This is a genomic window from Nostoc sp. (assembly GCF_036919895.1).
Lineage (GTDB): Bacteria > Cyanobacteriota > Cyanobacteriia > Cyanobacteriales > Nostocaceae > Nostoc.
This window is the reverse complement of sequence record NZ_JBALBW010000079.1, coordinates 25675-39911: the sequence shown is the minus strand read 5'-3', so window position 1 is coordinate 39911 and position 14237 is coordinate 25675. Positions and strand designations below refer to the sequence as shown.

At 41.7% G+C, this 14237-nt stretch carries 17 protein-coding genes; 4 read left to right on the top strand and 13 right to left on the bottom strand.

Annotated elements, in window-relative coordinates:
* Positions 1–154: 154 nt before the first annotated feature.
* Positions 155–1339, bottom strand: coding sequence for an AbrB family transcriptional regulator (locus V7K55_RS16265; RefSeq protein WP_334832986.1), 1185 nt, complete (start codon positions 1337–1339; stop codon positions 155–157).
* 155 nt (positions 1340–1494) lie between these two features.
* The gene (locus tag V7K55_RS16260; protein WP_334832984.1) at positions 1495–1833 is read right to left on the bottom strand and encodes a hypothetical protein; all 339 of its coding nucleotides are present in this window, start codon (positions 1831–1833) and stop codon (positions 1495–1497) included.
* Between the two features lie 810 nt (positions 1834–2643).
* Here V7K55_RS16260 and V7K55_RS16255 point away from each other — a divergent pair.
* The 3 genes from V7K55_RS16255 to V7K55_RS16245 all read left to right on the top strand — a co-directional run bounded on the left by V7K55_RS16255 (position 2644) and on the right by V7K55_RS16245 (position 5675).
* Positions 2644–3249, top strand: coding sequence for a DUF3038 domain-containing protein (locus V7K55_RS16255; RefSeq protein WP_094328134.1), 606 nt, complete (start codon positions 2644–2646; stop codon positions 3247–3249).
* A gap of 251 nt (positions 3250–3500) precedes the next feature.
* Positions 3501–5120 carry a DUF4335 domain-containing protein gene (locus V7K55_RS16250; protein ID WP_334832982.1) on the top strand — a complete coding sequence of 540 codons (1620 nt, stop codon included), beginning with the start codon at positions 3501–3503 and terminating at the stop codon, positions 5118–5120.
* 270 nt (positions 5121–5390) lie between these two features.
* A complete protein-coding gene (locus V7K55_RS16245) occupies positions 5391–5675 on the top strand; it encodes a YiaA/YiaB family inner membrane protein (protein ID WP_334832980.1) in 285 nt (94 codons plus the stop codon).
* 135 nt (positions 5676–5810) lie between these two features.
* Here V7K55_RS16245 and V7K55_RS16240 read toward each other — a convergent pair whose 3' ends face one another.
* The 8 genes from V7K55_RS16240 to V7K55_RS16205 all read right to left on the bottom strand — a co-directional run bounded on the left by V7K55_RS16240 (position 5811) and on the right by V7K55_RS16205 (position 9563).
* Positions 5811–6269, bottom strand: coding sequence for a ferredoxin (locus V7K55_RS16240; protein WP_334832978.1), 459 nt, complete (start codon positions 6267–6269; stop codon positions 5811–5813).
* A complete protein-coding gene (locus V7K55_RS16235; RefSeq protein ID WP_094328130.1) occupies positions 6269–6655 on the bottom strand; it encodes a DUF1257 domain-containing protein in 387 nt (128 codons plus the stop codon). Before V7K55_RS16235 ends, V7K55_RS16240 begins: the two co-directional genes overlap by 1 nt.
* A 39-nt stretch (positions 6656–6694) precedes the next feature.
* Entirely contained in the window at positions 6695–6904 is a 210-nt protein-coding gene (locus V7K55_RS16230; protein WP_012406943.1) for a DUF2997 domain-containing protein, read from the bottom strand.
* A gap of 594 nt (positions 6905–7498) precedes the next feature.
* On the bottom strand, positions 7499–7825 hold the full coding sequence (locus V7K55_RS16225) for a DUF5615 family PIN-like protein (protein WP_334832976.1): 327 nt from the start codon (positions 7823–7825) through the stop codon (positions 7499–7501).
* Positions 7809–8030 carry a DUF433 domain-containing protein gene (locus V7K55_RS16220; RefSeq protein WP_442949092.1) on the bottom strand — a complete coding sequence of 74 codons (222 nt, stop codon included), beginning with the start codon at positions 8028–8030 and terminating at the stop codon, positions 7809–7811. Before V7K55_RS16220 ends, V7K55_RS16225 begins: the two co-directional genes overlap by 17 nt.
* Positions 8031–8164: 134 nt before the next feature.
* Positions 8165–8413, bottom strand: a complete 249-nt coding sequence (locus tag V7K55_RS16215; protein WP_334832974.1) for a DUF4926 domain-containing protein — start codon at positions 8411–8413, stop codon at positions 8165–8167.
* A 19-nt stretch (positions 8414–8432) separates the two neighbouring features.
* On the bottom strand, positions 8433–8780 hold the full coding sequence (locus V7K55_RS16210; protein WP_334832972.1) for a DUF6883 domain-containing protein: 348 nt from the start codon (positions 8778–8780) through the stop codon (positions 8433–8435).
* Positions 8781–8984: 204 nt separating this feature from the next.
* Positions 8985–9563, bottom strand: a complete 579-nt coding sequence (locus V7K55_RS16205; protein ID WP_334832970.1) for a hypothetical protein — start codon at positions 9561–9563, stop codon at positions 8985–8987.
* A gap of 277 nt (positions 9564–9840) precedes the next feature.
* On the opposite strand from V7K55_RS16205, the gene bioU reads away from it, so the two are divergent.
* A complete protein-coding gene (gene bioU, locus V7K55_RS16200; RefSeq protein ID WP_334832968.1) occupies positions 9841–10863 on the top strand; it encodes a (S)-8-amino-7-oxononanoate synthase BioU in 1023 nt (340 codons plus the stop codon).
* A 161-nt stretch (positions 10864–11024) separates the two neighbouring features.
* Here the strand turns inward: bioU and V7K55_RS16195 are convergent, their stop codons facing one another.
* The 3 genes from V7K55_RS16195 to V7K55_RS16185 all read right to left on the bottom strand — a co-directional run bounded on the left by V7K55_RS16195 (position 11025) and on the right by V7K55_RS16185 (position 14170).
* Positions 11025–11585, bottom strand: a complete 561-nt coding sequence (locus V7K55_RS16195) for a hypothetical protein (RefSeq protein WP_334832966.1) — start codon at positions 11583–11585, stop codon at positions 11025–11027.
* A gap of 120 nt (positions 11586–11705) precedes the next feature.
* Complete coding sequence (locus tag V7K55_RS16190) at positions 11706–12932, bottom strand: type II secretion system F family protein (RefSeq protein ID WP_334832964.1); 1227 nt, start codon at positions 12930–12932, stop codon at positions 11706–11708.
* Between the two features lie 83 nt (positions 12933–13015).
* Entirely contained in the window at positions 13016–14170 is a 1155-nt protein-coding gene (locus V7K55_RS16185) for a type IV pilus twitching motility protein PilT (RefSeq protein WP_442949093.1), read from the bottom strand.
* Positions 14171–14237: the final 67 nt, after the last annotated feature.

The following is a 14237-nucleotide window of genomic DNA, read 5'->3' as shown; positions in this document are numbered from 1 at the left end:
TAATTATTTGTCAAAAAATTATGCTTCGACACAAGTTCTCTATTTAAATAAAGAATTTTCTCTGATTTTTTTTCAAAATGAGAATTGCTGGCATTTAAGTTGCATCTTTGTCATTTGTCAAAAACTAATGCCCCATTACCAATACCTTCATCAATTAAACTGATTTAGAAACTTGCTCATCCAGACGGCGAAACAAAAACACCCAAAGAGGTAGGGAACTATTAATCGCAATCAATCGCACTAAGTGACCAGTTGTGACAATTTCAACATTATGATTTAATGCCAGGGAAACCAAAATCATTTCTGCCGATCCTCCTGGTGCTGTGACTAAGAGACAGGTTAACCAGTCCCAAGAGGTTAATTGCATGGCAAGTATAGCAGCGATCGCTCCGGCGATGAGGGTCATTCCTACAGACATCAAGGCATAGCCGACAGTCCGCTTCTTAAAGTTGGGTTTGTCTCCCCAATATTCACCAATGGTAATTCCCAGGAGCATTTGACCCAATAAGTTAATTAAAGGCGGCGGACTAAAACTAATATCGCCCACAAAAGGCAGCCAATGTAGCAAAGGATTAAAGCCAATACCAATCAACAATGCACCAAAGAAATCGCCGGCGGGAATTTTAAATAATATAGCTGGATAAACTACTAATCCAGTGATTAGGAGTACTAACAAGAGTAATTCTAGTTGAGATGGATCGAGATTGAGCCAAATGCCTTTGATTGGGAGTGGTTGGGGATAGTAATTACCAGCTGATGTCCTAGCGATGAAGGGAATCAAAACAACTACTGAAGTGACGCGAATCGCCTGAACTAGAGCAACTAAGCTGACATTTTTATTGTAATCGGCTGCGATCGCAGCCATAATTCCGACACCACCAGGAACTGTCGCCAGCATTGCTGTCAATAGGTTGATTTTACTGAGGCGGGCGTAAATATAACCAATACAGGTTCCACTCAGCAGCAGAAACAAGGTCAGAAAAATAAATATGGGAATACTAGAAGTAATACTAGCTAGATTACCGTGGGTATTGGAAGCACCGACAGTTAAACCTACAAGTGCCATTCCCACTTTTCTAGCAATGCGGTTAGGTTGGGGAGAATATTGATAAAAAATTCGACACCCTTGAAGAACTACTGTACCAGCAGCAATCCCGCCAAATATCCAGGCAATTCTACCAATCTGGAACTTGGCGAGGAGCAAACCCAGAGGTAATGCTAGAAGTATTTCTAAGACAAGGACAATTAGTTGCTTCGTAAATAGCTGTTGTTTGCTAACAACAGGATTTTCATGAGTGTGTTCTTCCAGGCTAGAAGCAACGCTTAGGCTTTGATTCATCAATAGAAAGCTTTTTTATTAATTTAACTTATGTACTTAAGCTAACGCGATCGCATAAATCAACTTACACAAGAATCGCTATAGAGACAGGATAGGGGCACAACGATTATTATGCCCCTACAAATAATTTATATTCCTTTCAATGGTTCAGCCGTTTAATCTTCATCAAGGGCTGGGAAAGCTTCTTCAAGCTGCCACAACCTATCTTTGTTTTGAACGAACCAAATACGAGTTTCGGGAGTTAATTTACTCCAAATGACTTCAACAGGGATGTGAGGGGATGCATATTGGTACTGTTGACCAAGGGATCTGAGATTGTCTGCTACATCATCGGGAATTCCGAATTGTTCCCAGTCAACTGTTATATGTCTTCCCGAAACACCTGCTGTGGGGTCGAAAATCAATTGTGCCGATCTGATTAAATCAGCAAAGTGTTTCGGTTTGAGTTTGGTGATCTCTTGAATTTGGAGTGATTCGTTATACTCTTGAGACATTATCGCCGCAGTGGTAAAGATTAGTGGTGTATTGAACTTACTGCCAGAGATTTTGATCCCAATATTTTTACTTTAGCGCAGAGCCGCTAACTTGATCGTGACTCAGATTATAGATTAGAGATTAGTGTTGGGAATAATTCCAATCCCCAATCCCTATTTTAGTGACGAGTGTAGGAACGTTCCGCTCGTAATGACTGTAAATATTTTTGTCCAACTTACTTACTGTGGGCAGGGTAGTTAAAATTAATTGCACAATCTCTGTGTTCGCGTAGCGTCTCTTGGAGAGGGTTGGCAGCTTGCTAGAGATACTTAACGGGAAAAGTCAGATCAATCGTCCTGATGCTGCCCAGCGTGTCCTGAAAGAACAGGCTGCACACAAGTGAAACTGCTCCGTAGCAGCAAGAAGAACCTTTAGTAAACAGCCAAAAGATTTGTATAGTAATTATGTATACATTAAGAACAAGTAATAAACATCAAGAAACTTCAATATTTCAAACTGCAAATAAATGTAGGAGGTATTCTACATAATTACTTAACAATAATTAGCAGTTAGCATTCAAAACATAGCTTATTTATACTCTTGTACGGAATTAGCAATGAAAGTTAGGTAAACCTTAATTAGAATTGATACTTTTCTACTTTGTTGAAAATAAATTTTCATCTAGAGTAGGACAAAGATACATGCTGTTTACCACATAAAAAAAATCTAGCTGAAGCCTCTGGCTCATAGCTATGGGAAACCAAGCTTGATGCTTGAGAGTCTGGTTTCAAAATGGGTAACAGCAACATCCCCTATCCGCTCGATCACCTATGCTAAAAGTTATGCACTCGGCCGCCAACTCAGCCACTCCAAATTCCCAGTGGGAGGATTTAATCAAGCTTCCAGCCCCTAACACAGTTCAATGGGATAATATCAAAACCCAATTAGACTTGGTGCTGTTGGCGCTAGAAACCTTAACTGGGATTGGTTCCGAGGCTATGCTTTCGGCGGCAACCGATCTGAATTTAGAGTCAAGAGTGCCAGACCGCGTAGCTTTGTGGCGACTACGCCAGTCAAATCCCCTACGCAAGGGTCAAGGAGGGCGAAAAAAGCTAGATGTCGAAGAAGCGCGATCGCTTGTTCTGATCATCTGCTACCTAGCCAAACAGCACCAGGAATTGATTCGCCGCGCTGTCGGCTTGTTGGAACAAATGGCAGAAAATAACCGGGAACCTCACCAGGCTGCTTTACTTGGAGACTATATTGATGCTTTTTGCAACACCTACCAAGATCGGATGGAAGAGGACGAGAAAATCTCAACGGATTTACTTACCAACCTGGCACTAAAACTGCTTGTAGATTTACTTTTTTACAGCGCCCCTGGTGGGCATCGCCGTCTCTGGCTAGCACTTATAGACCGTTCGACAAAATTTTAGATTTTAAATTTGAAATTCCTCAATCAAAATTCGCTTGTGATTTGTTTGCTAGATCGGGAAACCTTTTTGATAGTGGTTAGCCCTTGGGCGATGCACTATTAGCACTGCTTCCTCCCCGCATAAAACTACACAACGGAAGAAACCTGACAACTTCCTTGTGAGTGAAGGAATCCATCGGTTCAACTTTTCTTTGCAAGCAACTGGCTTAACTTTTTGCAAAATCCCAAATAGTCTTCCTCGCAGTTCCTGCTATGCCTCTATCAAATTCTGTAATTCGTCGCTATACACCCCCTACTTGCACGCTAGAAGTATTCGCGCAAAGCTCGCCTCTGTCCCGTTGGATGGGGAAAACTGTCCTTAAACACCTAAGCTTTGAGCTACGTTTTGACGATCCCCGACTACCAGAAGAACACAGAATCCCAATTCGGGGCGATCGCGATCAACTTGAAGCTTTATGTGATGCAGTTACAAATTACGTACAGCAATTCCTCCAACAGTCTCCAGAGAGCTTTTGGGTCAGTTTCTCCGGTACTCAACAGTCAAACACAGCATTGGGTGAGCCGGAATTAAAGTCCTCAACACAAACATTAAATTCTTTTAATACCCAACTTCCTAGGGCAAATATCCGGTTAGAACCAAGCAGCTATTTAACTCACAACTTAGTTCTCGGTTCTCTCACCAACCACTCATCCGGCCCTGTAATTCAACTCACTCTGCTGCAATTATTCGATTTGGCCAGTGCTTTAGATGAATACTCAACTGATGTCATGGCACTCCCAACTCTCAACAGCACGAGTTCGACTCTGAGGTTCCCTGCTTGGGCACCTGTTGCCGCAGTATTAGTCTTAGGTGTAGGTTTCTTACCAGTTACTTGGCAATATGCTAATAGCATTAGAGAAAAGGAACAGCAGACAGCCAAAACATCAGATTCAGCAGCAGTAAAGACTGCTTTAGAACCTTCAACTTCACTAGGCTTCCCTACACCTGAACCTGGACTCACCACTCCATCAGATAATTTGCTAGGTTCCACTCCTCCCCTTCCCACATCGATTTTGCCCCAAGCACCTCTAACAGCCCCAGCCCCTAGTTCTAGTTTCGCTGCACCACCACCTCTATTTCCAAATAATGCAGTGACAACAGCAACAGCCCAGGGCAGGACTTCAACCCTTCGCAGCAATCTAGCGATCGCACCATCTAGCAAAACCCCAGGCCAGGAAATTGCCATATTACCAAATTTGGGACAGAACCCTACAGGGTCGAGTTCTCAAGCTGGAACTCTCCCTAAGTTGCGGAATTTGCCACCCAGGTTATCTTCTAACCCAAGCACCTTACCAACTAATATCTCACCAATCTCCCCCCCGTCTCTTAGCACTATTCCCAATAATGGTGGCAATACTCGTACCCAAGCCTCGCCACTAACCTCACAACAGCTAGACGAAAGAATCAATTCCCTACAGCAATCTTCTGCCGACGAAAAACCTGTTTCACAACTTCCCTCCTCTAGAACTGCGGATAATAATCCATTCATCGATCAATTAGGGGACACACCCAAAACCCCTAAATCTAGAGAAGTGGCTACTGGTACGTTATTTGATACACCTCAAGTTGCAGAAGCTAGAGAATACCTCAAAAAGCGTTGGCAACCACCTACTGGACTAGGACAAACATTAGAGTACAGTTTAATAGTCAGTGTTGACGGCACAGTGGAACGAATTTTTCCTCTCAATAAGGCAGCAAGAGAATTCGTTGATAACGCTGGGATGCCCGAAGTTGGCAAACCTTTTGTTTCTGCTAATACACGCGGACAAAATGTCAGAATTCGAGTTGTTCTCAGTCCTGATGGTAAGGTACAGACTTTTCCAGATGAATAAGTAAATTAATCCGTTTAATGCCGCTTGTAAAACTGGTACAAACTTCGTGCCAGTTTTTATTTGCTTCAATTGCTCTTAAGCTTACCTTTTAGAGTCCAGTTACCAAACTGGTCTTACTATTAATACCAGTAAACCTACCAATGAATACAATCATTTTTAACACCACTTTTTCAACATTGAACTACAGATACAGGTCTGGAAACCCAGATTAAATCTGATGCCTCTTAATTACGAATTAGCATAAATCACTCATAATCAAAGGTAGGATATATGCAAACAATTGGTACTCAAAAAGACAGTCCGGCTTGGGTTATTCAAACTTGGGCAGCTTTTGTGATTTCTATTTCTATGACCACCTTCGGCATTGTAAACTTACCTGTAAATGGCTGGGTGAAAGGCTTTATGGGTATGGGTATGGCTTTCTCTGTTGGCTCAACTTTTACTTTGGCGAAAACTACTAGAGACTTACATGAAACTAGAAGATTAACCGCTAGGTTAGACGAGGCGAAAGTAGAAAAATTGCTTTCACAACACGATCCTCTAAATTTAAAATGAAGGTAGCTATAACAATTTTGAATTATTTGAATTAAAAGACTTGACCGAAAAGCTGTCAAAAAGTAACTATATTACGAAAAACAAAAGGACTGGATATACCCAGTCCTTAATTTATATTGATTTAACGTTTTTATCTTAATAACGGGATTTTTTGGTTTTTAACTTTTGCTTTTTACGCCGACGTTCGCTAGCAGCAACCGCATGTTCCACCGGATAACCCACTACAGGAATTACCTGATATTTGCGTTCTTCTTCTAACTTTTTAACTTCAGTGTAATCAACCCAGTGAATGCAATCAACCGGACAAGTGTCAATTGCTTCTTGGATAATTTCTTCAGCGTCCCCATCTTGGCGAACCACGCGCGATCGCCCGTAATCTGGTTCAATATAAAAGGTGTTACGCGCAACATGAGCGCAATGCTTGCAACCAATACAGGTGATTTCATCAACATAAACACCATTTTGGCGCAGCAAACCACCTAATTCCGGTTCCAAACCAGAACGTTCTGGGGTATCCCGTAAAAAACCCCCTAATTCTGGTTCCAAACCGGAACGGTTATCTTCTTCTTCCAGCGACGGCAGAAAATCAGCCATTACGCACTCCAGCGCTGTACTACCAGGCGAATTGAACCATCTTCATTTTTTTGTTGTTCAGAGACTTGAAAACCAACACGAGCGGTTTCTTTCACAACTGTTTGATAAGCATAGCGCTGTGTTACCTGGCGCAAAAATCCATCCACAGACAGGTTTTGCTGCCAATATTGCAAATCAGCCACTAATTCATATTCCTTGCCATTCCATCTAAAGCCGATGTCATAGCCATTTTCCTGCTCAATACTAACTTCCGCAGGATGGGTTTGACCGCGATAGCCACGGACTTCGCGTGGGCCAGGTTTCCAGTCTACGCCCAATTCAGTCAAAGCATCTTTCAAAGAATCAAGGTTACGGATTTGAGTCTTAATTTGGCTAAAGTGTGACATGGTGGTTGTGAATTAATAACACTAAACTACTGTGAAAACTTACCAATCGCTGTAAGTGGTGTGTGTATTCGCCACATTAGATTGCTGCACCTTCGCGGCGAAATATTCTGAGGTTGGCTCATGATTAAGTACTTGCCCCAGCTGTGCCTCTATTGCTGCTGTAACCTCAGCGCACGAAGCACCCACAATGCCAGTGACTTTCTCTTGTACCCGACCGTCTGGATAGATTATGAACTCTAATGTCTCCATGCTCTTGGCCAACCACGATAAGTACGCTTAAATTCTACTGCCTTAGCAGAAAGCTACAAATATAGCCCTAGGAACATTTTTAGTTAGATCCAAACTTACCATTTGTTAACTAATGTTCCATCTCTCAATATATATATCTCAGAATCTTTACAAAAATTATAAATTTTATAAGCAGGGACATCAGTATTTAGTTAGTTTCTCTTAACCTCATCGATTAGTCAAGGTAAAAACTGAGTTTGCTAAGTAAGCTCCAAAAGTGCTAAAAATAAGCATTAGAGGTAGTTATAGCCAGCTAGTTGAGTTACAAAAATATAAAAATTATTGAAAAAATTTATCATTACTATTTAGATTTATTTTATTTTCTTAAGGCTTTCTAAGTAAGCTGAGTGCAGTGCAGTGTTAACTTAGAGCCAGATGATGAGCCATACGTAGGAATAACTTTATTTACAATCGTGTATCAACGGATTTCTAGACTGCGATCGCCAGAATATAAAAAATAAATATAATCAAATCTTGGGTTTTGTTGCATCAACCCAACCTATGAGTAGGCGATCGCTTGATGGTAGATTTGTAATATGTGTAAGCGTAGCCTAATTAGGAAAGTCCTACTTCAATTACCTCACCAGGAAGGATGCCATTTAGCAATTTTTGTACTTCTGGTATGAGCGGTATTAAATCAGGAAGACGATTTTTGGATGCGATCAACACAATAACCGCAACTCCTGCTTGTTCTAAGTTTTGCTGGTATCGCAAATTTTGATCTGTAGTCAGTAGAATAGTGAAGCTTTCTTGTTTCATGAGTTGTAAAAGTTCACCATTCTTTTTCCCTGACCATCTCATCTCAACAACTGTGCGTACTTCGTAATCTTTGAATTCACGTTTGAGAGGACGGGGAACACATTCATCAAGCAGGATTCGCATAAGCAGTCAGCATTTCTTTTGCTAATTCTAATGCTGCGATCGCTTGCTCACGGCTAACACTGGGAAAATGATCTAAAAACTCATTTAGCGAATCACCTGCTTCTAGATAATCAAGCAAGGTCTTAATTGGTACGCGAGTTCCAACAAAGACAGTAGTTCCCCCTAATATATCTGGGTCACTATGAACGATACGCGATGTTGGCATTATAATAACTCTAGACATTTATTTGGCAATATTTAGCTACGATCCTAACTCGGAATTACTTCTACTAGAAGCGTACTACAATAAGCGATCGCACAATCTTCTTTGTGTATTATCTATATAAAGCTTTCTGTTCCCTACGCTGTAACCATTTCCGGGACTGAATCAGGGGATGCTGGCTCGAAATGTAACACCATTATTTGCTCTGGGCGTAAACCAACAGATTCATAAGTGCGTCCGTTGCGATCGCTAAATTCAACCTCAAAGGCAGCACCGCCAGCTAATAATTCTACTACTGTACCAACTTGACCACGGTACAGGTTGTATTCAGACAAATCAACTGTCAGTGCCACTACATCCAACAACTCAATTCTACTTTTATTCATCTTGTATCACTTCCAGATATTAGAGAGGATAGCAGGTTGTTAATCTTGGGACATCAGAACCTTCTTCGATAATCCAAGCACTGCGAATGATCGTACTTTTATTTTGCCATTTGAGCATGAAATCTAGTATGTAACGCTGTCCAAATTCATCACGTCGTCCCAAACTAACTTCTTGAATTCTGACTGCTTCTAAAAGAATCTGGCGCAATTCTTCAGCGTTTTCATCCTTCATACCCAGACTTGCTGAAAAGAGACGGGCTTTATCTTTTCCTTTATCATGCTCTGGATTAAGACAATACTCACGCAGTTTACGAATATCAACGACTGCATTTTCTGCATTTGGGATTAGATTGGCTGAATTAGACATAATTTCTATATTTAGAGTAGGTATAGATATTAGGGAATATAAACATGAAAAATGCCTGTGTAAATTAAGTTTTACAGCCAACGGGCTATTTGCACTTAAAATACACAGGCACTTCAATTTTATTTCCTTACTACATATTATACATTAATTTTATAGCAAGGGTATATCTATTGAATTTTATTCAACTTTTGAACTGAGTTAATGCTATTCCTTACCGCCACCAAAGAGTTTGTATATTCCGTATCCAATCGCTGCCGCAGCAGCAACAGGTGCAGCAGCAACTATCGCAGTACCGGCAATTGCACCTCCCCCAACAAAACCACCGATACCAGCAAGGGTACTCATAATTGCAGCACCAGAAGCACCAGCAGCTACTGTTACAGCACCAGCACTAGCTACACCAGCAGCAGCCCCTATGTTTGTAGCTGTTCTTGCAGCTGAACGAGCTTCACGTTCTTCCTGAGACAAATTCGGTTGGTCTTTGAACAAAGTTTCATTCATTATTTTTGCCCCAGCATAAGCTGGGCCTGCTGCCAATACAGCAGGAGCAGCCGCCATACCACCACCAACCACACCACCTGCCGCAGCTAGACCGGAAGTAATTCCTGCTCCTGAAGTTGCCGCAACAGATAACCCTGTAGCAGCACTGACAGCAGCCCCTGCCGCCGCACCAGTCTCTACAACAGCTTTTACCGTCTTTAGGTCTTTAACGCCTAAAGTTTTTTCTACAGCAATTTCTGTACCTTTTTCAACAGCTTTATTGGCAATATCTTCAAAACTCATAAATCAATTTTTCCTACTCTGGTGCGCGATCTAATACTACTAGAGCATAATTGATACTAAATTTGCATCAGTTTTAACACTGATGCAATCTTGATGAATCCCAAATTACCAACAAAGACTTTCCAGTAAAAAAACGATCTGTCAGCAGAAGAACCAAGGATAATAAAGCATAATTAACCTCTATAGCTTTTAGCTATCAGCCATCAGCCGCCAGTTACAAGCCGGAAGCTGAGATGCAGAATGCTAAAGGCTTTTGATTCAACTTAACTAATTGACTATGAATTCCGAAAAAGTCAAAAATTCTCTAAATATTTCGCCAGCTATCCGCGTGGGAGTACTAGGTTTCGGCGGACTCGGACAAGCCGCCGCCAAGGTACTTGCTGCTAAACAGGAAATGATTTTAGTCGCAGCAGCAGATCAAAAAGGTTACGCTTACGCTGCTGAAGGTTTAAATACTCAAGATTGCATTGCAACTTACCAGTCTCAAGGTTCTGTAGGTTATTTAGAGCCAGTTGGTACATTAACAAATCAAAGTATTCAGGATGTAATTGCAATAGCTCAACCTGTGGATGGGTATTTTCTGGCTTTACCCAACCTACCAAATGATTTTATCCCCTCTGTAGCCAAAGAGTTTATTAAATCTGGTTGGCGCGGGGTGCTAGTGGATGCAATTAAGCGCACCACTGCTGTAGAACAACTACTAGCGATGAAAGAAGAACTGCAAGCCGCAGGGATTACGTACATGACAGGCTGTGGTGCTACACCCGGACTGTTAACCGCCGCCGCCGCATTAGCCGCCCAAAGCTACGCCGAAATTCATCAAGTCGAAATTACCTTCGGGGTGGGAATTGCCAACTGGGAAGCTTACCGCGCCACGGTTCGGGAAGACATTGGCCACATGCCTGGTTACACAGTGGAAACTGCTAGGGCAATGACTGACGCAGAAGTAGAAGCACTACTAGATAAAACTAATGGCGTGCTTACGTTGAAGAATATGGAACACGCTGATGATGTGATGCTAGAGGTAGCGGGAATTTGCGATCGCGATCGCGTTACAGTTGGTGGTGTAGTCGATACTCGCAATCCTAAAAAGCCCCTCAGCACCAACGTTAAGGTAACAGGGCGCACTTTTGAAGGCAAGATTTCCACCCATACCTTTACTCTGGGAGATGAAACCAGTATGGCAGCCAATGTCTGCGGGCCTGCCTTTGGCTATCTCAAAGCTGGTAAGCAATTGCACCAACGCGGCATCTATGGAATATTCACTGCTGCCGAAATTATGCCGCAGTTTGTTAGGTAATAGTTAGGAGTTAGGAGTTAGGAGTTAGGAGTTAAAAAACTAAACTTGAGACTTAAAAATCTCTGGTTTCATTCACAACTTGCAATTTAAAACTCTTAACTCCAAACTTTTAATCCCTAACTTTTAACTCCTCACTCCTCACTATTAACTCCTAACTTTTTCTAAGCTGGTGGTATTTCTGGACAAAAAGTGTCTGTGAAATTTTCCTCAAGCAGCAAATCTGACGTTTGGATAATAAATGGAAGTTCGGCTCCTACAAGTCCTCGTTGGATGCGTTCTAAGGTATCGCTAAAAACGACAAACAGAGGATATGTTGTATTAGCTCCCTCACTCAAAATATGACTGTGGCGCAGAGGCATCAACCACTCATAATCATTGTCTAGGAAAACTTGGGTTTGTCGCCAACGTCCTAACAAATCAGAAAAGTCTTCGTGAGCGCGATGAATAAAGACTAAAATTTCGGCTCCGGTTTTGATTTTCCATTCGGGATCGCACATCAAAATTGCCACATCACAGGGTAAACAGATTGTTTGTGGAGTTGTTGTAGCTGTGTTGCGAAGACGGACAATCGGCAAGGGGATAGTAATGACACTTTCATCGGGACGGCGCAAACTGGGAATCATCTCTAAGTATGGCCGATATTGCTTTAGTAAGGCGATCGCAGCTAGATGATTGCTGTACTCTGCCAAACTCGCTTCGTAGTGAGATTTTTGCACAGTCATAGTTTATTCAATAGTTAGGAGTTAGAAATAAAACTAAGTAGTTAAGAGTTAAGAATCAGGATGAGAAATAAGGAGTTTAAACTCCTTATTCCTAACTATTAACTCCTAACCTTTAATCCCCTATCCCAGCTTTTCAAAGACCGCGAACATAGGCAAATACATTGCTAGCAAGATGGTTCCAACCATTCCCCCTAAAACTACAATCATCACTGGTTCCAAAATACTGGTCATTGCTTTTACTGCTTGCTCGACTTCATCTTCATAGAAATCGGCAACTTTCATCAACATTGCATCTAATTCTCCAGTTTCTTCTCCGATACTAATCATCTGAATTGCCATAGCCGGAAAAACGCCATCACTTTGTTGTAAAGCAATGCTAATCATACCTCCTTGTTGAATTTCCATCCGGGCTGCGTCTATGGCATTAGCAATTACTTGATTTCCTGATGTATCTCGGACAATTTCTAAGCAAGTTAAAATTGGTACGCCTGAACGAGTCAAAGAACCAAAAGTCCGACTAAAGCGGGCAACTGAAGATTTTTGAATTAAGTCACCAAATAACGGCATTTTGAGGGAAAGGCGATCGATTGTTATGCGACCAACAGGAGTTTTAGCATATTGTCCATAAGCAAATTTCAATGCTATAAGAATACCTAGAAGTACGAAAGCACCAGGACTTCTCAGAAATTTACTAGCATCCATCAAGAATTGCGTTAGAGGTGGTAATGAGATTCCAATTTGTGTAAAAATCGTGGCAAAAATGGGAATGAGAAAAATAGTCATGCCCAGAAAAATTGCAACTGCGATAAAACCCACAACAGTTGGATAAGACAACGCTGATTTAATTTGGTTTTGTAGACGAGCAACATCTTCTAACAACTTAGCTAAACGATTCAATACTTCATCTAAAACACCACCCACTTCACCGGCTTGAATCATACTCACATATAACCCATCAAAGCAGTCAGGATGTTTCCGCATTGCTTCTGAAAGGTTCATTCCACTTTGAACATCAGTGCTAATCTCAACTAGGGCTTGTTTGAGTTTAGTATTACTACACTGTTCGGAAAGTACCCCCAGACTTCTAACGATCGCAACCCCCGCATTCATCAAAACGGCAAATTGACGGGAAAAAACGGCTTTATCTTTCACAGAAACCTTAACTAAGGAATTCTGGAATTTTTTTAAGGCAACATCTGGCTGAAATCCTTGAGATTGTTTGAGTTCTTGGATTACAAAACCTTGATCTCTGAGATTAGTCCGAGCTTGTACCAAGGATTCAGCAGTAATTTTTTCTGTTCGGGATTTTCCTTGAGAATCCCGAACACGAGCAACAAAGTTTGGCATAAATAAATTCAAAATAGTTGTTATTTATTAGGCAAAAGGGAAAGACTTACTAAAATATCCTCTCCCTTATCTCCCCAATTCCTTTAATGCGCTTTGGCAGCCACACCGGGTTTCGCACCTGCTGCCTGGGGTGGGACAGAAGTACCGATAAGACGTTGGATTTCATCTGGCTTAGAAGTCTTAGACATCGCCGCTTCAAAGGAAATTGTTCCTGCTTTGTAAAAATCGGCTAAAACCTTCTCCAGAGTTTGCATCCCCAATTTGCCGCCAGTTTGAATAGCTGAGTAAATTTGAGCCGTTTTGCCTTCTCGAATCAAGTTGGAAATAGCGGGAGTGACAATCAGAATTTCTTGAGCCATCACCCGACCATATTCACCGGGTTTAGGGCTTTTCTTGGATACCAAAGTTTGGCTAAATACCGCCACTAATGAGTTAGATAATTGCACCCGCACCTGGGTTTGTCTTTCATGGGGGAAAACGTCAATAATCCGGTCAACTGTCTGGGCGGCAGAACTGGTGTGAAGAGTACCAAATACCAAGTGTCCCGTTTCTGCTGCGGAAATCGCCAAAGAAATCGTTTCCAAATCGCGCATTTCTCCCACCAGAACAATATCTGGATCTTCCCGTAAAGCTGCTTTCAAGGCATTAGCAAAGCTCTTAGTATCTTCACCCAGTTGTCGTTGGTGAACCAAACTTTTAATGGGTTCATAGACAAATTCAATTGGATCTTCCACCGTTAAAATATGCTCTGCCTTGGTGCGGTTAATCAAGTCGATCATCGCCGCTAGGGTAGTTGTTTTCCCAGAACCTGTAGGGCCTGTCACCAGAATCAGTCCTCTGGGCTTATCTGTCATTTCCCGCACGATATCTGGCAAACCTAATTTTTCAAAGTTAGGAATCTTAGAACTTAATGCCCGTAAGCAAGCAGCATAAGAACCACGTTCTTTGTAAACATTGACCCGGAAACGTGCCAAACCCTTAACGCCATAAGAACAATCCAATTCCCAGTTCTGCTCTAAGGTTTTACGCTGGGTGTTGTTGAGCATACTAAAAATTAGCCTTTGACATTGATCGGCTGTCAATATATGCTCACCGATGGGGGTGAGTTTGCCACTGATGCGGAAGTACGGAGGCAAACCTGCGGATAAATGCAAATCCGAGCCACCCATTTCAATCAACTGTTCCATCAAGTCTTCAATCATCATTTCCATAGTTCTGCTTCCTTTTAATGTTTTTATTTGTCATTTGTCAGTTGTCCTTTGTCATTTGTTTAAAGTTACTAACCATCGACTAATGACCAATGAC